The organism is Candidatus Flexicrinis affinis (assembly GCA_016716525.1).
GTDB classification, from domain to species: Bacteria; Chloroflexota; Anaerolineae; order Aggregatilineales; family Phototrophicaceae; genus Flexicrinis; species Flexicrinis affinis.
This window is the reverse complement of record JADJWE010000009.1, coordinates 565,042-586,750: the sequence shown is the minus strand read 5'-3', so window position 1 is coordinate 586,750 and position 21,709 is coordinate 565,042. Positions and strand designations below refer to the sequence as shown.

At 62.9% G+C, this 21,709-nt stretch carries 18 protein-coding genes; 7 read left to right on the top strand and 11 right to left on the bottom strand.

The features are described 5' to 3' along the window. Window positions 1–96: 96 nt before the first annotated feature. The 6 genes from IPM16_21760 to IPM16_21735 all read right to left on the bottom strand — a co-directional run bounded on the left by IPM16_21760 (window position 97) and on the right by IPM16_21735 (window position 8,242). Window positions 97–1,905 (bottom strand): S9 family peptidase, encoded by a 1,809-nt coding sequence (locus IPM16_21760; GenBank protein ID MBK9125732.1) that lies wholly within the window; start codon window positions 1,903–1,905, stop codon window positions 97–99. A gap of 30 nt (window positions 1,906–1,935) precedes the next feature. Next, a complete protein-coding gene (locus tag IPM16_21755; protein ID MBK9125731.1) occupies window positions 1,936–2,904 on the bottom strand; it encodes a hypothetical protein in 969 nt (322 codons plus the stop codon). An 81-nt stretch (window positions 2,905–2,985) separates the two neighbouring features. Beyond that, window positions 2,986–4,089 (bottom strand): aminopeptidase, encoded by a 1,104-nt coding sequence (locus IPM16_21750; protein MBK9125730.1) that lies wholly within the window; start codon window positions 4,087–4,089, stop codon window positions 2,986–2,988. A 245-nt stretch (window positions 4,090–4,334) separates the two neighbouring features. Then, window positions 4,335–5,393, bottom strand: a complete 1,059-nt coding sequence (locus IPM16_21745; protein MBK9125729.1) for an ABC transporter ATP-binding protein — start codon at window positions 5,391–5,393, stop codon at window positions 4,335–4,337. 31 nt (window positions 5,394–5,424) lie between these two features. Next, on the bottom strand, window positions 5,425–7,062 hold the full coding sequence (locus tag IPM16_21740) for an iron ABC transporter permease (GenBank protein MBK9125728.1): 1,638 nt from the start codon (window positions 7,060–7,062) through the stop codon (window positions 5,425–5,427). Window positions 7,063–7,222: 160 nt separating this feature from the next. Beyond that, the gene (locus IPM16_21735; protein ID MBK9125727.1) at window positions 7,223–8,242 is read right to left on the bottom strand and encodes an extracellular solute-binding protein; all 1,020 of its coding nucleotides are present in this window, start codon (window positions 8,240–8,242) and stop codon (window positions 7,223–7,225) included. 306 nt (window positions 8,243–8,548) lie between these two features. On the opposite strand from IPM16_21735, the gene IPM16_21730 reads away from it, so the two are divergent. The 6 genes from IPM16_21730 (at window position 8,549) to IPM16_21705 (ending at window position 14,485) form a co-directional block, all read left to right on the top strand. Then, window positions 8,549–9,670 (top strand): aminotransferase class V-fold PLP-dependent enzyme, encoded by a 1,122-nt coding sequence (locus IPM16_21730; protein MBK9125726.1) that lies wholly within the window; start codon window positions 8,549–8,551, stop codon window positions 9,668–9,670. Between the two features lie 5 nt (window positions 9,671–9,675). Beyond that, a complete protein-coding gene (locus IPM16_21725; protein MBK9125725.1) occupies window positions 9,676–10,773 on the top strand; it encodes an LLM class flavin-dependent oxidoreductase in 1,098 nt (365 codons plus the stop codon). A 296-nt stretch (window positions 10,774–11,069) separates the two neighbouring features. Next, window positions 11,070–11,615, top strand: coding sequence for a sigma-70 family RNA polymerase sigma factor (locus IPM16_21720; protein MBK9125724.1), 546 nt, complete (start codon window positions 11,070–11,072; stop codon window positions 11,613–11,615). A 2-nt stretch (window positions 11,616–11,617) separates the two neighbouring features. Beyond that, window positions 11,618–12,487: a hypothetical protein gene (locus tag IPM16_21715; GenBank protein MBK9125723.1), complete on the top strand. Its 870-nt coding sequence runs from the start codon at window positions 11,618–11,620 to the stop codon at window positions 12,485–12,487. A 421-nt stretch (window positions 12,488–12,908) separates the two neighbouring features. Then, entirely contained in the window at window positions 12,909–13,397 is a 489-nt protein-coding gene (locus IPM16_21710; GenBank protein MBK9125722.1) for a sigma-70 family RNA polymerase sigma factor, read from the top strand. Then, on the top strand, window positions 13,394–14,485 hold the full coding sequence (locus IPM16_21705; protein ID MBK9125721.1) for an alpha/beta hydrolase: 1,092 nt from the start codon (window positions 13,394–13,396) through the stop codon (window positions 14,483–14,485). Before IPM16_21710 ends, IPM16_21705 begins: the two co-directional genes overlap by 4 nt. 265 nt (window positions 14,486–14,750) lie before the next feature. Here the strand turns inward: IPM16_21705 and IPM16_21700 are convergent, their stop codons facing one another. Beyond that, entirely contained in the window at window positions 14,751–16,745 is a 1,995-nt protein-coding gene (locus tag IPM16_21700; protein MBK9125720.1) for an AarF/ABC1/UbiB kinase family protein, read from the bottom strand. Further along, window positions 16,669–17,871 carry an ArsA family ATPase gene (locus IPM16_21695; GenBank protein MBK9125719.1) on the bottom strand — a complete coding sequence of 401 codons (1,203 nt, stop codon included), beginning with the start codon at window positions 17,869–17,871 and terminating at the stop codon, window positions 16,669–16,671. The genes IPM16_21700 and IPM16_21695 overlap by 77 nt, the downstream gene beginning before the upstream one ends. Window positions 17,872–18,176: 305 nt before the next feature. Here IPM16_21695 and IPM16_21690 point away from each other — a divergent pair, with 305 nt between their 5' ends. Continuing rightward, window positions 18,177–19,259: a hypothetical protein gene (locus IPM16_21690; GenBank protein ID MBK9125718.1), complete on the top strand. Its 1,083-nt coding sequence runs from the start codon at window positions 18,177–18,179 to the stop codon at window positions 19,257–19,259. Between the two features lie 65 nt (window positions 19,260–19,324). Here the strand turns inward: IPM16_21690 and IPM16_21685 are convergent, their stop codons facing one another. The 3 genes from IPM16_21685 to IPM16_21675 form a co-directional block, all read right to left on the bottom strand. Next, window positions 19,325–19,864, bottom strand: coding sequence for a hypothetical protein (locus IPM16_21685; GenBank protein ID MBK9125717.1), 540 nt, complete (start codon window positions 19,862–19,864; stop codon window positions 19,325–19,327). A gap of 160 nt (window positions 19,865–20,024) precedes the next feature. Beyond that, the gene (locus tag IPM16_21680) at window positions 20,025–20,897 is read right to left on the bottom strand and encodes a maleylpyruvate isomerase family mycothiol-dependent enzyme (GenBank protein MBK9125716.1); all 873 of its coding nucleotides are present in this window, start codon (window positions 20,895–20,897) and stop codon (window positions 20,025–20,027) included. A gap of 127 nt (window positions 20,898–21,024) precedes the next feature. Continuing rightward, on the bottom strand, window positions 21,025–21,660 hold the full coding sequence (locus tag IPM16_21675) for a TetR/AcrR family transcriptional regulator (GenBank protein MBK9125715.1): 636 nt from the start codon (window positions 21,658–21,660) through the stop codon (window positions 21,025–21,027). Window positions 21,661–21,709: the final 49 nt, after the last annotated feature.

The window sequence follows — 21,709 nt, the reverse complement described above, 5'->3', positions numbered from 1 at the left end:
ATCTCGGCATCTCACGCCCGCGTAGCGGCGTGAACAGTCAAACGTGAGAATCACAGGGGCGACCGGTCGGTCGCCCCTGTTCGTGTTTGCGATGGCCTACGCCGGCTCGTCCAGCAGTTCGTCGGTCAGGAACTCCGTGACCATCGAATACCACTTGAGCATGTTCTCTTTGCGGGTGGTGCCGTGGCCTTCGGCGTCGTCGACGTAATACTTGACGCGCACGCCGTTGGCGCGCATCTGCTCGACCATCTGGTCGCTCTCTGCCTTCACCACGCGCGGATCGTTGGCGCCCTGAATGATCAGCATCGGCGCGCGCACGTTCTTGACGTACGTGATCGGTGAGCGTTCGATCAGCATGTCGTAGTCCTCGTCCGGGTCACCGACCCATGCCTTCATCAGCGGCTTCCAGAACGGCGGCACGGCCTTGGCAAACGTCACGAGGTTCGAGGGCCCGACGATATCGACGCCGGCGGCCCAGTACTGCGGCAAACGCGTGACGGCGCTCAACGTCGCGAACCCGCCGTAACTACCGCCGAACACCGCAATCCGGTTAGTATCGACACCGTCCACGGCCTGCAGATACTTCGCCGCATGTTCGATGTCTTTCAGGTCGTCCCCGCCGAAGTCGCGGTGGATCAGTTTCTGGTAGCTGATGCCGTAGCCGGTTGAGCCACGAATGTTGGGCGCCAGTACGGTAAACCCGCGGCTGACGAGGAACTGGTAGAAGCCGTTGTAGGCGTAGGTCGGGCGCTCCTGCGCTTCCGGCCCGCCGTGGATCGACAGCAGCGCCGGCCCGGGCTGGGCGTTCCCGCGTGGGCGGTACAGCCATGCCGGAATCTTGCGCCCGTCGAACGTGTCGAAGTGGATCAGTTCCGGCTCGATGAACGACTCCTCGGGGATGCCGCCCAGCATCGACTGGCCGAGGCGTGTCAGCGTGCCTGCGGCGAGGTCGATCTCATACAGGTTTGACGCTTCGACCGGGCGGTTGATCGTCAGCGCAAGCCGCGAGCCGTCGTGGTTCGGCACGATCGCGCTGACGACACCGTACGGCAGCTTGGGCACCTCGAACGCGGAACCGGTCGCGAAGTCGTACCCGTACAGCACCGATGCGCCATTCTCGTTGACGACATACACCATTCGATCGGACTTGGGCAGCATGACAGCCTGCTCGATGTCCCAGTCCGGAGTCAGCACGTATTCCCACGCGCCGCCGCTGGCGTGTACGCGCGCCATTCCATTGAACTCGCGGCCGATGTTGGTCACGAGATACAACCACTGGCTGTCCGCCGACCACGCCGCCGGCGCTACAATCGCCGGGCTCTCCGGCTTGACCAGCATGCGCATCTCGCCGGCCTGCATGTCGTACACGAGCAGGTCGAAGTCGGTGTTACCACGCACGTCATTGACCGGAAGGTACCGGTCGTCCGGCGACCAATTCCCCGGGTACATCAATTTGCCTTCGGTCAGGCGCTTGTGTTCGCCGGTCTCGAAGCTGTAGATCTGCGTGTCCACGTCACCCGGCACACGATCGTTCGCCGCATAGACCAGCCACTTGCAGTCGTGAGAGATGGCGATCGAGCTGTGCTGCGTCTTTTCGGTGTGGCGCAGCGGGTACGTCTCGCCGGTGATGGCGTCCATCACGTAAATCTGGCGGAATTCGTCGCCATTAGCATCGGCCAGAAACACGATCTTCTTGCCGTCCGTCGACCAGTCGACGGCACGTACGGTGTTGTCTGTGTAGTGCGTCCACTGGCGCCGTTCACCGCCGCCGGTCGGCATCGTCCACAGGTTAAACTGCCCGGACTCGCTGGTCACATGCGCAATCTGCCTGCCGTCCGGCGAATACGCCAGCATTGGCGCGTAGAAACGTAGGTCGGCATAATCCTTGAACGGGTGCTTCTCCATCTCATCTCCTCTACGACAATCTTTGTGTGCTTATCGCCGGATCAGCGGCTCCGTTCGGTCGTCAGCCATCTCCGGCATGATATCGTGCAGATGTGCCCCACTCCGTTTCGGCTTGACTTTCTCTTTCGCGACCTTGCCTTCCTGCAATTCGAGCGTCGGCAGCGTAATGCGCTTTGTCATCTGCTTGCCACGAGTCGAGCGCAGGCCGGCAAATGCGCCGCCAACTGCCATCAGTAATACGATCCAAAGCGGCGACAGGTTCAAACCGAACACGATCAGCGCGGCGCCGATCGCCAGCGTTACCAGCAGCCCGCTGCGGGATGACACGTATCCGCCGGCGATGAACCCGCCGACCACGCCGAGCAGGAACCCTGGCGAGTCGAAGACGTCCGCCGAAGCCCCGAACACCTGCGTCGCAAGCGCGATCCCGACCAGCGCCATGATGCCGGTGACGCTCAGGTAAAACATCGGGGCAAACACCGCGATGCCTGCCAGCGCGCCGACAACAACCATCGAAATCGTTGCCAGCGGGTCGTCAAGCAGAAACGAAAGCTCGCCCGTCAGCAGTTCTTGGCGCAGCGTATCCACCAGCGGCAGCGGCGCGACCGCAAGCCCGACAACGGCGCCTAGCGCCAGCCAGCTCCACGCCTTTGCGCGGCGTGCAAACAACAAGACGAGGATGCCAAGCACAATTGCGGCGTACCGAACGGTCGACGTGGCGACCGAGGCCTCCAGCGCCGTTACGTTCGCTTGAATCTCAGGGCCGAATTGATCGACCAGCTCCTGCACCGGTTCAGCCAACAGCGGCGCAAACTCGTCGATGAACGCCTGCGGGTTCCGCAGCACTTCACCGAAATCCTCTAAATCGAGGTCGTCCAGCGTCAGCGGAGGACGCTCGCCGCCTGTGCCGCCACCGCTTGGCCCCTGCGCCCATACGCCAGCGGCCACTACGGCCAGCAGCACCCCTAAGACAACTGCGCGGCGCACCAGATGCGTCATGATCGGGACTCCTCTGCGCTTACGTTCACTACGCATCAGAGTAACCGAAAGTCGTGCGCCGCGCATGCTCTATCGGCCAAATTAGACGACGAACTCGCCGTTCTTGTAGAACAACTCGTCATCGACGTGGATCTCGCTGTCGGTGCGCATATCGCAGATCATGTCCCAATGGACGGTGCTGCGATTCTTGCTGCCGGTCTCGGGATAGCCCATGCCGACCGCCATGTGGACCGTCCCGCCGATCTTCTCGTCGAACAGGATGTTGCTGGTGAAGCGGTTGATGCCGAAGTTGGTGCCGATCGCGAACTCGCCCAGATAGCGTGCTCCAGCATCGGTGTTGAGCTGAGCCTGCAGCAAATCGTCGTTCTCCTTCGCGCTGGCTTCGACGACCTTGCCATCCTTGAAGGTCAGTTCGATGCCGCTGACCGCGCGCCCGCCGACGATCGACGGATAGCTGAAACGCACCCAACCGTTAACCGACTCTTCCACCGGCCCGGTAAAAATCTCGCCGTCTGGCATGTTGTGCGACCCGGCGCAGTTGATGAACCCGCGCTCCTTGATGCTCAGCGACAGGTCGATATTCGGCCCCTTCAGCACGACGCGGTCCTTGCCCTTGAGATAGGCGACCTTGCCCTCTTGCTCGTCGCGAACCTGCTGCCAACGCGCAATCGGGTCGTCCTGATCGCAGAACGTGGCGCTGTAGACGAAATCGGCGTACTCCTCGAGGCTGAGGTTGGCTTCCTGCGCGCTGGCCTCGTTCGGGTACCACGCACCGACCCACCGGAACTCGCCGCGTGCTGCTCGGTCAAGGCGGGTTGCCAGCCAAGAGCGCCGCGCGACCGCCAATTCCTGCACGCGCTTTCCGGGAATGGTCGACATCGCGCGAGTGTTGGGCGTACCGCCGATGCGAATGTACACATCCGCCTCGTTGTAGTACTTGGTCAATGCGGGATCGAGCCAGTCGAACTGATCCCTGCTGCCGTCGCGTAGCATGATGCGCTGCATCGCCGCGTCGTCGATCATCAGCGACGGGTTGCCACCGGCTTTGACGACCGCCGCGTACACCTCCCGCAGCGCGGGAAGCACCGATACGTCACCGAGAATGCCCACCCAATCGCCGGGCTTGACCGCCGTCGAGTAGTTCACCAGCAGCGATGCCAATCGGGCCAAACGTACGTCAGACATGAACTGCGCCTCTTCGTGTAATTCAACACCGGGAACGGGCGCAATTCTAACACCGTTTGAAAAGAATCAAATGACCAATTGTGGTTTCTTTTATGCAAAGGCTTCGCCTCCGCACCTCCACAAGGGATTTGCACCCCTTGACCCCGCTTATGCGGATTGACCTCGCGTGCGAGGTCAATCCGCGAGATCGGGAGTCCAGAGGGCGAAAGCCTTCTGGCAGGGTTCGGGGCAGCGCCCTGACAGCCTTACACGCGGTCGAACGGCAGCAGCGGGCCGCGCAGTTTGACGGTGACGGTATCGCCGGGGGTAATGGGGATATGGGGCGGTGTGCGAGCAGCCATCACGCGGCCATCGGCCAAGCGCAGACCGACGCGCTGATCGTGCCCGTAGAACTCGCGCCACTCGACGCGGGCCATGACACCGCCCTCGCCGACGACCAACTGCTCGGGGCGGATCAGGCCGTCAATCGGACCGCGTTTCGCTTCGACCAGCGTCACGTCGCCCATTGGCGATGTTCCGGTCGTGCCCTCGGCGTCGATCGGCAGCCAATACGCTTCGCCCACGAACTCCGCGACACGGCGGCTTGCCGGGCGTGTATACAGCGCCAGCGGCGGCGCGATCTGCTCGACCGTGCCTTCGAACATCACGGCGATGAAATCGGACAGGCTGAGCGCCTCTTCCTGATCGTGCGTGACGAACACGACCGATTCGCCGGCCTGCCGCAGAATGGCGCGCAAGTCGGCGCGTACCTGCGCGCGCAGCGCCGCGTCGAGATTGCTGAACGGTTCGTCAAGCAGAAGCAGGTTGGGCTGTGGGGCAAGCGCGCGAGCCAGCGCCACACGCTGCTGTTGGCCGCCGCTCAATGCGCTGGGCATGCGGTCGCCGTAGCCTTCGAGGCCGACCAGCGATAGCATTTCCGCCACGCGTTGGGATCGAGCGCGTCGGTCGCCGCGCACGCCAAAGCCGATGTTGTCGGCGACGTTGAGATGCGGGAACAGCGCATAGTCCTGAAACACCATGCCGATGCGGCGCTGTTCGGGCGGCACGAACACTCCCGGCCCGGCGACGTTCCGTCCGTGGATGTCGATGCTTCCGGCATCGGGCGGCTCGAACCCGGCGATCAAGCGGAGCGTTGTCGTCTTGCCGCAGCCCGACGGCCCGAGCAGGGTCAGAAACTGGCCCGAACGCAGGCTGAAGCTCGTCTCGGTTACCGCGACGACATCGCCGTACGACTTGCGGAGGCTATCGACGTCGAGGACGGTCGGCGTAGTTTTGGGTGAAGATTCGGTTCTCTCTCGGATCATCCGGCCATTATCGCACGGTTCGGCCCGCGCGCTAGTCCTCTTGCCACAAGAGGATCAGAAGCGTCACGGCGCTTGCCGCCAACAGCATCAGTCCCGGCCACCCGACGAGCGCAAACGTCGCCGCTTCGTAGCCCGTCCACAAGCGCGTCACGAGGTTCTTGAATCCGATCGGTGCCAGCAGCAGGGTCGTCGGCAGTTCTTTCATCGCCGAAAGCGCCACAAGTGCCATACCGGCAAACACGCCGGCCCGCGCCAACGGGAACGTGATGCGCCGCGTCGCCTCGACCTCGCTGCAGCCTAGCGTGCGCGCGGCTTCGTTCAACCGTGGACTGATCATCGACAACGCCGAGCGCGTCGCGCTGACGGAATATGGCAGGAAGCGCACCCCATAGCCCAGCACCAGCAGCGGGATCGTCTGATAGATGAACGGCATATAGTTGGCCGCGAAGTACACCAGCGCCAGGCCGACCACCAGCCCCGGCAGCACGTTGCCGAAATACGAGGCCCCAACGATCAGACGGCTGATGCGCGATGCAGACCGGCTTGCCAGCAGCGCAATCGGCGTGCCGCCGATCGCCACAAACAGGGCCGTAAACGCACTTACGCCAACCGACTGCGCGACCAGCAGCTCGAGCTCCAGCGGGATCGGAGACGTCAAGTTCGGGTCGAACGCCCAACCCGACAACACCAGCACCGGCACGCCCACGCCGGTCAGCACCAGCATTGCACATAGGATGAGGCTTGGGATCGTCCAACGGCCAAGCGGCACCGGCGACGACTTGCGCGCCGTCTGTCCTTGATGCCGGTAGGTTGTGACCTGCCGTCCCGCCCGCCGCTCGATCCACACCAGCACCGCCGTCAGCGCGATCAGCATCAGGGCCAGAAGCGCGGCGCGTTCGCGGTCGAACGTGCTGTTATACGTTGTGTAGATCGCCCGGGTGAAGGCGTTAAAGCGCAGCACCATCACCACGCCGAAGTCGCTCAGCGTGTACAACATCGACAGCAGCACGCCAGCGGCCAATGCTGGCCGGAGCTGGGGCAGTGTCACCCGGAAAAACGCCTTCCAGCGGTTCATGCCCAGCATACGCGCGGCCTCTTCCTGCGCGGGATCGATCCGCAGCAGCGCCGCCCGCACCGGCAGTGCGACATACGGGAACGTGTACAGCGTCAGCACGACCCACGCGCCGAAGAACCCGTACAGTGACGGCAGACGGCGCACACCCAGCGGTGCCAGGAGATCGCGCAACGTACCGACCGGCCCAAACACCTCAGCGAACGCAATTGCGCCCAGGTACGACGGAATCACCATCGTCAGCATGCCGGCGACCAGCCACACCCGCCGGTAAGGCAGCGAGGTGCGGGTCGTCAGCCACGCAAACGGGACCCCGAGCGCGACCGCCGCCACAGCGACGGCGACCGCCAGCGCGAGGCTGTTGCCCACGATCGTCATCGTGCGGGCGCTCAGCAGGTACTCGACCGCTTCCTCACCCGCGCCCAATCCGCGCAAGATGAGATAGCCGACGGGCAGCACGACCGACGCCACCACCGGCAGGCTGAGCAGTGCCAGCCCCCAATGATGGCGTTGAAGCAGGCCGCGCATCGCGGTTGCGCCGCTGCGCCAGCTCGGCGGGCCGAAGTCTCGTAATGCGCTGCGAAATGGAACGTCCAATGTAGGTCCTGTCGTCTCTCAGCAACCAAAGGGCTTACGCCCTCTGGACTCCCTTATCTGCGGATCTGAGCCGCGGGCGGCTCAAATCCGCGAGAATGGTGGTGCAGGAGTACAAACTCCTGCCGGGGTTTGGGGCAGCGCCCCACAAGGAACCTTGGCGTTACTGATCCAGCGCGCCGCTGCCTTCGATCATCGCCAGCGTCGCCTGCAAGTCGTCCAGATCGCTCAGGTCGATCGCCGGCTGAACGATGCTCTCCAACGGGATCAGCGCCTCATTGACCGCGATTCCCTCGACCAACGGATACTCGCTGGTCTGCTCTGTGAAGTACGTCTGCGCGTTGTCGCCTAGCAGGTACAGGATCAGGCGCTGCGCGAGCGCTGGCTTGCTGCTGGTCGTCAGCACGCCCGCCCCGGCAATGTTGACCAGCGACCCGGCATCGCCGGCGGGGAACACGGCCTGTTCGAGGTTCAGCGCCGGGTCCTGCTTCTTGAGGTTGTGCATGTAGTAGTGGTTGGTGATGCCAAACACCACCTCGCCGCTGGCCACCGCTAGGTTCAGGTTGGTGTTGCTGCTGCCATAGCTCACCGCACCGTTGGCGACCATGTCGGCCAGCCACTGCGCCGTGACGTCATCGCCGAGCAGCACGCGCATGGCCGTGACGTTCGACTGGAACGACGCATTCGCCGGCGCCCAGCCGACCAGTCCGGCGTATTCGGGGTTCGTGAGGTCGAGGATCGACTGCGGCATCTCGAGGCCGAGCGCTTCGACCTCGGTCGGGTTGTAGACCAGTACGCGAGCGCGGGCGCTCAATCCAACCCACTCACCCTGCTGCGACTGGAACACAGCCGGTACGCGTTCGAGCACATCCGACGGGAGCAGCGCGAGCGCTCCGGCCTTCGACAACGCGCCCAGCGCGCCAGCGTCCTGACCGATATAGACATCGGCCGGGCTGTTGGCGCCTTCTTCGAGAATTTGATTGGCGACCGCGGAGGTATCGCCGTAGACGACCTGAACCGCAACGCCGGTCTCCTCGGTGAATTGCGCGAGGATTGGCGCGATCAGGGTCTCGTTGCGGCCCGAATACACCACGAGGCTTTCACCACCCGCTTGGGCGGACGCGGGCAGCAGACTCAAGACGAGCGCTGCGAGGATCAAGACGAGTACACGTGACTTCTGCATGAAAGCTCCTTGTTGAAACAGCAGCGAATCCCGGTTAGGATTCGCGCACAACGGATGACAGCGGACGCGCAGGGGACTGTTTGGTGGACGTGCCCTGCGAAACCGCTGTCATTTTATTTGTGGACGAGCGTCCGTTTCAACGCCCGCGGCTAATTTCACGATTGGCGCGGTGTAAAGTAGAGTTTCCGGCGCACGCGGCTTCAGTTTCACGCCGGTTAAGTTTTGTCCCATTCCGATGCACCATCCCGCCCTCGGTGCTACACTGACGGTCACTTGTGCCATATACCCAGCATCGCAGGCCACGCCATGAACATTGAAACGCTTGCCGTCCATGCCGGACGCCCTGTTGAGAACCACACCGGCGCGGTCACACCGTCCATCACGCTCTCGACAACATTCGAGCGCGCCGAGGATGGATCGTTCCCGCACGGTAACATCTACACGCGATCCGGCAACCCGAACCGCGCAGCACTGCAGGAGGCGCTCGCCGCGCTCGAAGGCGGGGAGTCCGCGTTCGCGTTTGCGTCGGGTATGGCGGCCGCGGCGGCCATTCTGCAGACGTTGAGCGCCGACGACCACGTCATCCTGAGCGACGACCTGTATCACGGCGTGCGCTATCTCACGTCTGAGGTGCTGGCACGGTGGAACTTGCAGACCTCATTTGTCGACATGAGCGACCCGGAAAACATCCGCGCAGCGCTCCGGCCCTATACGCGACTCGTCTGGGTCGAGACGCCGACCAACCCCGCACTCAAGATCGTAGACATCACGGCAGCAGCGGAGATCGCCCGAGCCGCCGGTGCGCTCACCGTCGTCGATAACACATGGGCGACGCCGGTCTGGCAGCTTCCGCTGGCGCTCGGCGCGGACATCGTGATGCACAGCACGACCAAATACCTCGGCGGGCACAGCGACGTCCTCGGCGGGGCGCTCGTTCTGCGATCCGGGTTAGGCGAGTTGAGTGAGCGCATCGCGACCGTTCAGAACCTGTCCGGCGCTGTGCCGTCGCCGTTCGACTGCTGGCTGATCCTACGCAGCCTACCTACCCTGCCGATCCGCGTGCGCGCCCAAACCGAATCGGCCGGCAAGGTCGCCCAGTTCCTCGCCGATCACGCCGCAGTGGAACGCGTGCACTATCCCGGCTTGCCCGACCACGACAACCACGCTGTCGCAGCCCGCCAGATGCGCGGGTTCGGTGGGATGTTGTCGTTTCAGGTGCGCGGTGGCAAAGATGCGGCGATGCAGGTCGCCGCGCGAGTCTCGCTGTTTACCCGCGCCACCAGCCTCGGCGGCATCGAAAGCCTGATCGAGCACCGCGCCTCGGTCGAAGGGCCGACCACCGCCACGCCGCAAAACCTGCTGCGCGTGAGCATCGGCCTTGAACACCCCGACGACCTGATCGCCGACCTACGCACAGCACTGGAGTAACGCTCATGACTCTGCCCCCACCCCCGATGCGTTTCGGCGTGTTCTTGCAGCCACTTCATTCGGTACGCGAGAATCCCACGCTGGCGCTCGAACGCGACATGCAGCTTCTCGAACACCTCGACGCGCTCGGATTCGACGAGGCGTGGATCGGCGAGCATCACAGCACGGGTTGGGAGCTGATCGCCTCGCCCGAAATCTTCATCGCGGCTGCCGCCGCACGTACGCGCAGCATTAAGCTCGGTACCGGCGTCGTCCAACTGGCGATCCACCATCCGTTCCACGTCGCAGATCGCATGGTGCTGCTCGACCATCTGACTCGCGGGCGCGCGATGCTCGGCGTCGGAGTCGGCGGAGGACTGCCCAGCGACCTGTACGTGTTCGGCGTCGAGATCGTCGACGCGCAGCCCCGCTTCGAGCAGGCGTTCGACCTCATAATGCGCATGCTGACTACCGTCGAGCCGATCACCGAGCGCACCGACTGGTACGAGGTCCGCGAGGCGCTCCTTCAAGTCCGGCCGTACACCTATCCGTACTTCCCAGTGGCTGTCGCGTCCGACAACCCGATCAACCTCGAACGAGTCGGGCGGTGGGGCGCGCGGTGGCTTGCCGGCGCGCGTGCTGACCGCATCCCCGAGCTGCGCGAACATCTCGAACGCGGGGCGCAATCCGCGGGCCGAATCGCCGATCCGTCGCAGATCACCATGGTCACGCAGATGCATCTCGCCGACACCCGCCAGCGCGCATTGGACGAAACCCGCACCGGCGCGGCGCACGAGGCGTTCGACTTCGCCGCGGGCGTCAACGGGCATCCGGAACCGGCTGTCAGCCGCGACTCATGGGTCGATCAGCTTGCCGAAACGCGCGCCATCATCGGCACGCCGGACGACGCCATCGCCGCGATTCAGCGCATGGTCGATGCGTCCGGCGGGTTCGGGACACTGCTCCTGACCGTGAAGGAGTGGGCCGACCGCGAGGCGATGTTCCGCAGCTACGAACTGTTCGCGCGCCACGTCATGCCGCACTTTCAAGGCACCCTGCCCAGCCTAGCCGTCGCGGCAAACGTCGCGGGCCGATTCAACAAGGCACGCACTCCAGCGAAGTGAGAAGTTGAGAGTGTCGAGTGATGAGAAACTGCCGACTTCGTCGCTCGTTGAGCACGTCGAAGCAGTAGTGAGTGGGTCCCCGATCTCATACATCCCGCGAAGTCCCTCCAGAGATCGCCCCGGTCGGACCCGCCGGGACGTAATTTGTTTCGCACCTTGAAACCTACGGACTCCCTACGCTGCTTCCGCTCGGAGCAGTATTTGCCGCCGCAATCCCGTTTATGCTATGACGCGTAGAGCAGCAAAGGGCTTTTGCACTGGGCGAACCAGAACCGATCTACGACGACGCCTTGGTGGTGGCGGCGGCGCGGCACGATCAAAAAGCGTTTCGCGTGCTGTTCCGGCGCTATCACCCGCGCGTGTTCGCCTACGTGGCGGCGCGCGTAGGCAGCGCGGACGATGCAGACGACATCGCCGCCGACGTCTTCGTGCGTGTGGTCGACGGCCTGCCGGGTTTTGAATACCGTGGGCCGGGTTCGTTCAGCGCGTGGGTGTTTCGCATCGCGTATCACGAGGTCGTACAGCATGTCAGGCGGTACCGCCTGCGTGACGTCCCGATCGACGACCTGCCGGAAATCGCAGGCGGCGATACCGGCCCCGAGCACGCGCTGCAGCGCAAGGAGCGGTTCGCCGCGGTCCGCCGCGCGATCCTGCGCCTTCCGCCGCGCCAGCAGGAGGTGGTGTCGATGCGTTATTTCGCTGGGGTGCGCAACCGCGAAATCGCCGAAGCACTCGGGATCGACGAACGGACGGTCGCATCGACCATCATCCGCGCGCTCGAAAACCTGCGCCTCACGCTCCGCCCCGAACTTGCGTCATGGGTCGAAGACAGAGTGGACTGACGATGAACGACTACAACAGCGACGACCTATACGCCCCGCTCGAAGGCCGTCTTCGCGAGAATCGCCCGGTGCCGGACGCGGCCCGTGCGGATGCACTCGAAGATCGGCTTGCCGCGCGTCTTGCCCGACCGAATTTCAACGGAAGGAAGCACAAGACCATGACTGCTGTCACCCTGCCGACTCCGGCCAACGCGCCGACCGCATCACCGCTGTACCGCTTGGCCGGATGGGCCGCAATCGCCGCGCTCATCGCCGGGATCGTGTTCGTATTCGCCATGCAGCCCCCCGGCGGCGGCGAACCGAACGGCCCGCTGGTCGTCGGCGCGCCCGGCGAGGATCAGGATCCGCGCCAACAGCGGCCGAGCGACACGCCGCCACCTACGCGCCCGCCGACTGACGTGCCGGTCATCACGGCGACGCCGTTCCCGGCTACCGTACCGCCTGTCGACCCGGCGTTCACGACGATACCGGAGCAAGGGTCGGCACTCGCGACCGTGCACCCAAGCACGCTGGTGCTGCCAACTGTTGTTCCATACGTCACCGCCACGCCAATCCCCGATGACCCGAGCCGTCCGACCGTCGCGGTCAGTCGCCGCCTGCTGATCCGGCTCAACGCCGACACCCCGCTGCTGCGTGAGACCGGCACGACCGTGGGGTTGTATCTGGCCGTGGCCGATCCGGGCCGCGCGGGCGGCGATGATATGATCTACGACCGCGGACCGGCGGCGGAGCTGGTCTACCTCAACCGCGCGGTGGCCGTGCGCATGGACGAGGGGATGGTGGTCTTCGCGCCGTACGACCGCGCCACCGCCGTGATCCTCGAATGGGCATCGGCCAGCAACGTGGCGATCATCTACGCCGCGGAAGAGTAGCGCCCAGTCGCGCTTGACATCGACCGGCCAAGGCGTGCCTTGGCCCTATTCCACCAAGACGAAACAGATATGCAGGGGCGACCGATCGGTCGCCCCTCCTGATTCTCTGGGGTCGCCGCAGCCTTCGGGCTTTAAGTCATCGCCAACCGGACACGGCAGTGCCACTTCCCTACTGACGACTGACAACTGATTCCTGACGCCTGACACCTTCACTGAAACCTACGGAATCCCTACGCTGATCGCAAACTGTGGAGTAATTTCGAGTCCGATCCGGTTTAAGATTCGACGCGTAGAGCAGCAAAGGGCAGTTACGCTGAGCGACCCGGACTCTTCCCATGATGATGCCCTCTTAGTCGAGGCGGCGCGGCACAACGCACACGGACAGGCGTTCCACGTTCTGTTCCGGCGCTATCACCCGCGCGTGTTTGCCTACGTGGCGTCGCGCGTGGACAGCAGTCACGATGCAGACGTTGTCACGCAGGATGTGTTCATGCGTATCGTCAATGGCCTCGCGGGCTATGAATACCGCGGGCTGGGTTCGTTTAGCGCATGGGTGTTCCGAATCGCTTATCACGAGGCCGTGCGGCACGTCAAGAAACACCGCTTGCGTGATGTCCCCATCGACGATGTTCCGGACATCGCCGGCGAGGACGCGAGGCCGGAACACGAGGTAGAGCGTAAGGAGCGATTCGCGGCGCTGCGCCGTTTGATCGCACGCCTGACGCCCCGCGAGCAGGAGGTGATCACGCTGCGGTATTTCGGCGAGGTGCGCAACCGGGACATTGCCGTCGTCCTCGAGATTAACGAGCGGACGGTAGCATCTACGCTCAACCGCGCGGTCAAACACCTGCGTCGCAACCTTCACTCCGAGCCCGTGCTGTGGAACGTTGAAATTGGGGAACATGAATGAACGACATCCAGCAGGACGGCCCCAACGATCGGGTTGAGCAGCTTTTCGAGGAACTTCGCCAGACGCCGGACGCGGCTACGGCGGACGCCCTCGAAGCTATGCTCGTCGCGCGTCTTTCGCATGCAAACTCGAATGGAAGGAAACCTGACGCCATGACCACGATCGCGCTTCCCCACCGTGATTCGCGCAAGTCCATACCTCGTTTCCGCCAGCTCGCACGATGGGCGGCAATTGCGCTCGTTATCCCCGCGATCACTGCTCTGCTGTCAATCCGTCCGCCTGACAATCTCTGGCTGGTAGCCAGCGGCACACAGGATCAGACCGACCAGACCACGTCGGACGCTGACATCATCGGCGATGGCCAACCACAGGTCACGCTGCCGAACACCGAGACGTTCAACATCACATCCGAGATCACCGGCCGCGAGTACCAAATCTTCGTTTCACTGCCGGAGACCTACTTCGACGCCGCCAATGCCGACACTCGCTATTCGGTGGTCTACGTCCTCGATGGAAACATACTATTCGGGGCGATGCATAACTTGAACTGGCTCACTGATGGCGTGAACGAACTGCCACCCTTCATCGTCGTTGCAATAGGATATACCGAAGACTTCATCAATCAGCGAGTGTCTGACATGGCCAGCTCTCCGGGCCCCTTCCTAGATTTCGTTGGCGACGAGCTCATTGCCCTTGTCGACGCGCAGTACCGGACAGAATCGACACCAATTCAGCGGACGCTGATGGGACATGACGTCGGCGGCAAGTTTGTCATGTATGTCTTGGTCAATCGCCCCGAGTTGTTTGGGCGCTACGTGGCAACAGGAGTCACAACCTATGAACCGGAGAAACTCGCCGGCTTGAGCTCTGTCTTTGGAGCCGAACCGACTGGTGAACCGACCAGGCTCTTTCTTGGAGCAGCTGCCGTGGGGGCACGCGACGCGCGGCGGACCTATGACGCGCTCCAAGAGCAATCGTACTCCGGGCTCCAAGTGACCTTCCTGGAATTGGAGCACGTGCGCCACGCTGCTAGTGCCATTCCCCTGTGGACACATGGGCTGCTTTATGTCTATGATCGGGTACCTTAACTGAGTCGAATCGCGTGATTCTTTCCTTCACTGGTGCGGAACTCTCCTGCGCCGCTGCATCCCGATCTCTCGACCTACGGTGCGCCGGTAGGTCGAGAGAGGTGAGAAAGACACGTGCTGGACACGAAAGCCCCTTTCCGCTCGGAGAGGGGCTTGGGGTGAGGTCTGCGGCCTCTGGGGTTCAAGCCCGTGATTACCCGACACGGAGGTGCCGTGTCCCTCCATTCAGCTTGTTACTGACTACTGGCTCCTGACTCCTGACCACTTACCGCTTGAACCATCCGTACAGGGCGGATACGCCGCAGAAGCCGTAGCCGATAGCCGCGGGCACTGCCGCGCCCGCCGTGAGCAACAGCGTCGAGGCCACCAGCACCGACCCGAACACGACCGCTCGGCTCGTCGCGCGTTGGGCGCTTTCGAGCGACCGCATTTGCGCCTTGTACGCGCTGCTCGGCTCGCTGATCACGCGCAGGTCGCCGGCGTTCAATCGCGTCAGCACTTCGACGGCGTTGTTTAGCGTCGGGAACTGCCTCAGGACGGCCTGCTGGGCAAGTTGAAGCACCTGCCCGCCCCCGCCGTTAAACAGCGTGCGCGCCAATTCCCAGCCGGTCTTGTCCCCCGCGTTGAAGCTGACCGGCGCACCGAATCCCTGCAGCGCCAGACGCTGCGCGTACGGCTCGAGTTCCGTCCACGGGTTGAAGCTGCTGTCGAGCTGGGTGCTCATGCCGCTCAGGATGCTGATCGTACGGCCGAGGTAAATGAAGTCCTGTGGCAGGTAGAACGGCATCGACTTGATCAGGTCGCTGAACTCGCCGGCGAGGTTGGCGGCGCGATCGAAGTCCATATCGCGAATTTCGGTGAGGCTCATGCCCCACACCTCGTCGAAGGCCGCCTTCGCCGCCTCTTCGATGCGGTCGAGGTCGGCGCCGGGCAGAATGAACCCCAATTCGCTGTAGCTGCGCACCAGCTTGTGCGGGTCGCGCATGATGACCGCGTTGAGCGTGTCGACCATACCGCTGGCGATCTCGCGCGTCAGCCGGCCCGTCATGCCAAAGTCGATGAAGATCAGGTAGAACGGCCGCCCGCCCTTGGCCTTGATATACGGCGTCGGATCGTCCACCGGCAGCGGATAGATAAACAGGTTGCCGGGGTGCGGGTCGGCGTGGAAGAAGAAGTGCTCGAAGATCTGCTTGAGGTACGTGTCCATCAGGCGCTCGGCAACCGCTTTGCGGCTAATCCCCGCGGCTTCCAGCGCCGCGAAGTCGCTAATCTTGATGCTGGTCACGTCCTCCATCGTCATCACGATGTCGGTGCTGAGGTCGTCGTAGACCTCCGGGATGTACACGCCGGGGTCGGTCTCGTACATCGCGGCGAACTTATGCGCGTTGCCGGCCTCGTGGTAGTAGCTGAGTTCTTCTAGCACGACCGTACCGAACTCGCGCACCAGCGCCGGTGCGTCGGCGCGGCGGTTGATGAACGCGAACTTGTCCGCCACCCACGCAATGATCTGCAGCGCGACGATGTCGGTGTAGCAAATGCCGCGAATGCCCGGTCGCTGTACCTTCACGACCACTCGCTCGCCGGTCTTGAGCTTGGCGCGGTGCGCCTGCCCCAACGACGCCGCGCCGACCGGTTCTTCGCGGAACCATTCGAAGTGAGTGTCGATTGGGCCGAGTTCGCGTTCGAGCGTCCGGCGAACCTGATGATACGGCACGACCGTCACTTCGTCCTGCAAGCTCTCCAGTTCGCGGATCACCGCCTCCGGCAGCGCGTCGAGGCGTGTGCTGATGAACTGGCCGAGCTTGATGAACAGCCCGGCCCGCGCCAGCGCAAACCGCCGGAACTGTTTGGCATAGCGCACCCACCGCTGCGGGTTCGTCCGTTCGACGTAGCCGGGTACGATCTTGCGCATGTAGATTTGCCAGAACAGCACGCGGGCGAACAGCTGCGCCGCCCACAGCAGCACCATCACGAAACGGTACTGGTTCGTGATCGAGCGCCCGCGCGGGACGTCCGCGATACTGGCGGGGACGGTGCTGCCTGCGGCCACCGGCACAAAGCCGGAGTGCGGCGGGCGCTCCGGCTCGGTGCGTTCGGGTGGAGTTTGCGGGCGACCGCGCAGTTGGTCGACAGCGCCGTACATGCCGGTCGCCATGCCGTCGCTGCTGGTCGCTGTCACCCGGTCAGGCGGGTTGTTTGTCGCCGTCGGGCTGTCGTGCAGCGAAACGGATGTTGAGGTTCTGGTCGATAAACTTTGCATCAGCGACCTCGAGGTCCCACAGCGCATACGGCAGGACGATATTGCGGCGATACGGCCCTACTCGCAGGGTCAATTCGTCGCGCGAACGGTACAAGTCCATGTCGGACTTCTCGGCGAACGGCAGCGGGACGATCAGGCGGTAGGTGCCGTCGTCGGCCTTCTCGATACGGTGCGTTTGCCCGTCGAACAGGTAATCGGCCGGGTTGGTGTCGCCGTACAATTCCTGCGCCAGCATCTCGAGCCGCTCCGGCCCGCTGATCTCGCCGTTGAACATCGGGGCTTTCAGCATCGGCAAGCCGCCGAACGCCTCGCTGATGAACTCGATGTTCTCTTTCTGATTGGCCTTCCACATGGTGAAGTACGGATCGGTCACCTCGTCGGGGATGATCCGGTTGCACAGGATTGCGTCGGTCGCGTAGCCGTACAGATTCAGGTACGTGTACGTCCGCTGCGTCTCCTTGATGACCATCTTCTCCGGGTTGACGACGAGCCGCACACTGCTGATCGACGGGTCGGCCAGCACGCCGCGGATCTTGTCGAGCGTGTCGAACAGCGATTTGACCTGATCGAACGACTGTTCGTCCGGCACGCTGTCCATGCTGCGGCCCAGCACCCGCCCGATTGGCCTCAGCACCCGGCTGACGCCGCGTGTGAGCGTCAGCACGCGTTCCACCCACCACCGTGTGACGTCCGGCAGGCTGAGCAGGCGCAGCGTTTCGGCGGTTGGCGCGGCATCGACGATCAGCACGTCGAAGAAGCCGTCCTCCATGTACTTGTTAATCCACAGCAAGTGAGCGCCCTCTTCGAGACCCGGCAGCAGCGTGACCTCTTCGGCCACGATGTCGTCGATGCCGTTCTTGCTGAACAGCGCCACCAGATACTTCTGGAAGCGCCCCCAGTACTTCTCCATCGAGTAGCGGGCGTCGACTTCCTGCGCCCACAGGTTTTCGCGAATCTGAACCGGCTCGGGGCCGATCTTGGCTTCGAGCGAGTCGGCGAGGCTGTGGGCGGTGTCCGTGCTGATGACGATGGTCTTCAAGCCCAGTTGAGCGCAACGCAGCGCGGTCGCCGCGCTGATCGATGTCTTGCCTACGCCACCTTTACCCGTATGGACGATGACGCGCATGTTTGTATTTCCCTTCACAAGCGTCGAATGGATTGTACACGGACAAGATGTGCGATCCGTGATTTCTTTATGTACGCCTTAGGTGAAGCCGGGGTTGTATAGGAGGAATATAAGCGGTCACGCGTGCTGCCCCTTGCTGCGTTCGTGGCACGTTCAATCGATTCGCAATATAGTCTGTGGCTGACGTATGCTGCCGGGCTGGTCGAAAGGCAGATGGTGCGGTGATCTTCATGTTGATTGCCGAAGCACTTACCATCTGTCTGAAGCGCAGCGCGACAGAAGCTCCGCACTATGGGTGATTCGATATGGACGATTCGGTTTCGGTAACGCCCGCGGATTCACGGCAGATCGAGCCCTTACCCTATGCGCCCAGTTGGATTGACCGACTCACCGAGTGGGTGGATAGGCAATCCTACCCGCCTGCCGCATTTTACGCCCTGATTGCCCTCGTGCTGGTCATCATCCAGAGCGCGATACAGTGGCAGGCGGGAACCTATCATGTTGGAACATTCAGCGCCTACCACATCTACTTTACGCTGATCGCGGTCTACTTTGTCGGCCTGATGCACTTTCTAGACCGATCGGCGGCGCGTGCTTGGGTCGCATACTCCGCTGCGATTGACACCGAAAGCGCGGCGGTCAAGTCGCTGGAGTATCGCCTGACCACGCTTCCGGCTAGGCGGACTCTGGTGGCCGGGCTTTGCGGGGTTGCCGTCGCGGTCATCACGCTGATCGCTGGCACACCGATCGTGGAACAGCTCAACATCGTTGGGATGGGAACGACAACACTATCTGTTGCGTATAACAGTATCGGCTACTTCGTGAACTGGATCATCGTGGGCACGTTCACGTATCACATCATCCATCAGCTTCGGGTGATCAGCCGAATCTACCGCCTTACACGAGTCGACCTCTATAACCTCGGCCCGCTGTACGCATTTTCCGGCGTTAGTGCGCGCACGGCAGTCGGCGTTGCCCTCGCCATGTATTCGCCGGTATTCATCCTTGCCGGGTTTTCAGACTCCGCCGTGTGGACAATCGTTCGCTTCGCTTCGATGGCCGTTGTGGCATTCACATTTGTGTGGCCGCTGCTCGGCGTCCACCGGCTGATGGAGCGCGAAAAAGATGCGCGACTGCGCGAAAACGCGCGCCTCATGGAGTCGACGTTTGCCGAACTGCACCGCCGCATCGAAGCGGACGACCTAACGAATATCGAGAACCTGAACCGGGCCATTGACGGCTTGCAGACCGAACAGAGAACCCTGTCGGCCATTCCGACGTGGCCGTGGCGACCGGAAACGCCGCGCGCAGTGCTCGCAGCCATCTTGCTCCCGGTGGTGGTCTGGCTCATCCAGTTCGTTCTGGAGCGGGTTCTCGTCACTCCGTGACATCCAGTTGAATCGAACAGGGCGACCCACTGAGTCGCCCTGTTGAGCATGTTCAGAATGCCCCGCTAGTTCTTGGTCGCCAGCCACCCGTCGAACGCGTTGCACATACTGATGTCGCTGGCCGCGTAGATGTAGCTGTAGCTGATGCCGTTATCGGTGTACGAACCGCTCTTGGCGCATGGTTGAAGCGCCTGCCGGCCCTCGTTCTGCGCCTCCAAGCCCGGATTGATCGCACACTGCAGGAAGTTGTTGGTCAAGCGCTCGTTGTTGACCACGGCCAACACACCGACGACCGGCGGAGTCAGACCCGTATATACACGTCCCGCAATCGCGCCGACGTTGCCGAGGCAGTCGGCGGTGTTGTTCAGCCGTTCGATCAGGCCTGCCGCAATCAGGTTACCTGTCCCCAGCGACCCGACTTGCAGCGCCCGCGTCAGCGCATCCTTCACATTATCGGCGTCCGTCGACGTGTACTGCGACAGCGCCGGCAGTTGGTTCTGCGCCGACTCGGCGTCAGACGCCGAGTCGCCGGTAGGTTGTATCGTATCGCAGGCAGTCAGAACGCCCAGCGCAAGCACGCTCAAGATCATCAGTATCCGACGCATGGTCGATTCCCTTTCGTCCCCAGAGGAAATGCAGAACATCTACTCCGGATTATACGTGCAATCGACGATGCTCTGCACCTACGCCGGGCTGATTGATACCCTATGCCGCGCCTGCACAGCCCACCAAAGTTGGGGGATTGCGATGTGTGCTGTGTCGGACCTAGTACAGAACGACGATGTTCCTGAGCGCCGTCTCTGCAGCTGCCCGCTCGCCATCGATGCGCACTAAGCCGTGGTCGAGTACGTGCTGCGCGGTGGTACGTCCTGACGCAAGCCGATTGAACTCAACGAGGTCGAATTCGAGCAGTGCAGAGGGTGCGTTTGCGCCGCCGGCAATCCACTCGCCGCCTGCCGGGCCGGTCAACCGGAGCGTCACCGACGTCGTTCCAAGCGCCTTGCCGAGCCGCCCATCGACCTCGCGGACGATCAGCGCGACAATTCGGCCGTCATGCTCGGGCGTCAGGACCATTTCGCGACCGGTGACGCGGGCGATGTCGACGCGGTGCATCCACATGTCGCGGGTGTAGATCGTGTCGATCAGATAGCCGATGCTAATGCGCCCGTCAAACCCCGGCACCGGCATTCGGACCCAACGCAGGAAGAACGGGAATCGCTGCCGGCCTGCAAACGACGGTTCGGCATTTTCGCGCATCTCGGCGATCAACTCTGCAAGCGTGCGATCCGCGCGCATGTCGACCTGCCGCTGGTTGGCCGCATCGAGCGTGTTCATGCCCTTTGCGGTGTACTCGCGGTAGTTACGCGGGTTGAACTGGTTAAGGCATTCGCCCACACTGACGAGCCCGGTCACGTGGCTGGCCTGATGCGCGACGATGTCCTTGACCGACCACAGCGCACAGTCGGTGCGCTGTTGAAGATCGTCAGGCGAGAGATGCTCGACGAGTGCGAGGAAGCGGTCAAGCTCGACCCGCGCCTGTGGCATCACCTCGGATCGCGCTAGAGGCGGAATCTCGCGGACGTGCTGCGTGGCGGAACGTTCGATCGGAAACGCGGAAATGGCGGCGGACTGGCTCATGACAAACCCCTCTCCCTTTAGCACAACGTCTCGTAATTGCGGAATTGGATCAGCCGTGTCGCGGTGTCGAACTAGTCAAGCAGCGCGCGACTCCTACACATGACTCAGCACATTCAACGTGTACTCGCTATTCCGACCATGCGGCCTGAAGCATGGCGATCACCAACGGGACCATGCCCCCGTAGCGCCCCTGCCCCAATGGCAGGTCGGGGCTGTTGGCAAGATGCAGCGCAGTGATTCCGTGCTGTATGGCGATGAACATGTCGCGCATCTGCTCGACAGACAGGCGCCGCGACGCCGGCAGCGACCTGAACACGCGCTGCATGCGCTCCGTGCCTTCCTTCAGGAATTCGATCATCTCCGCCATGGTGTCGTCCGATGGCACGAACCCCGGCACGTGGCGCTCGAACACGAGTTTGAACAGGTCGGGGTTGTCGATCGACCATTGGAAGTAGGCCGTCATGGCGCGCTCGGCAACCTCCCAAACGTTTACGTCAGGGCCGTCATCAACATGGGCGAGGCTCTGGCGCGCGAGCCGCGTCCCAAGCCGGAATAGGTGGTCGTAGAGCGCCATCTTGTTGGGGAAGTACTCGTACAGCGACGGCGCGCGAATGCCCAACATGCGCGCGATTTCGTTGAGGTTCAGAGCGGCCACTCCGTGCTCGCGCATAATGGTCCGCGACGCCTCGACAATCGCTTCGATCATCTCGTCGCGGCGGCGCTGGCGCCGCTGCTTGGGTGTAGGGAATCTCGTGGTGCTCACGGTTTTTCGCCTCGTAAACCTAATAGTATTAGGTATTCCTAAAGCATAT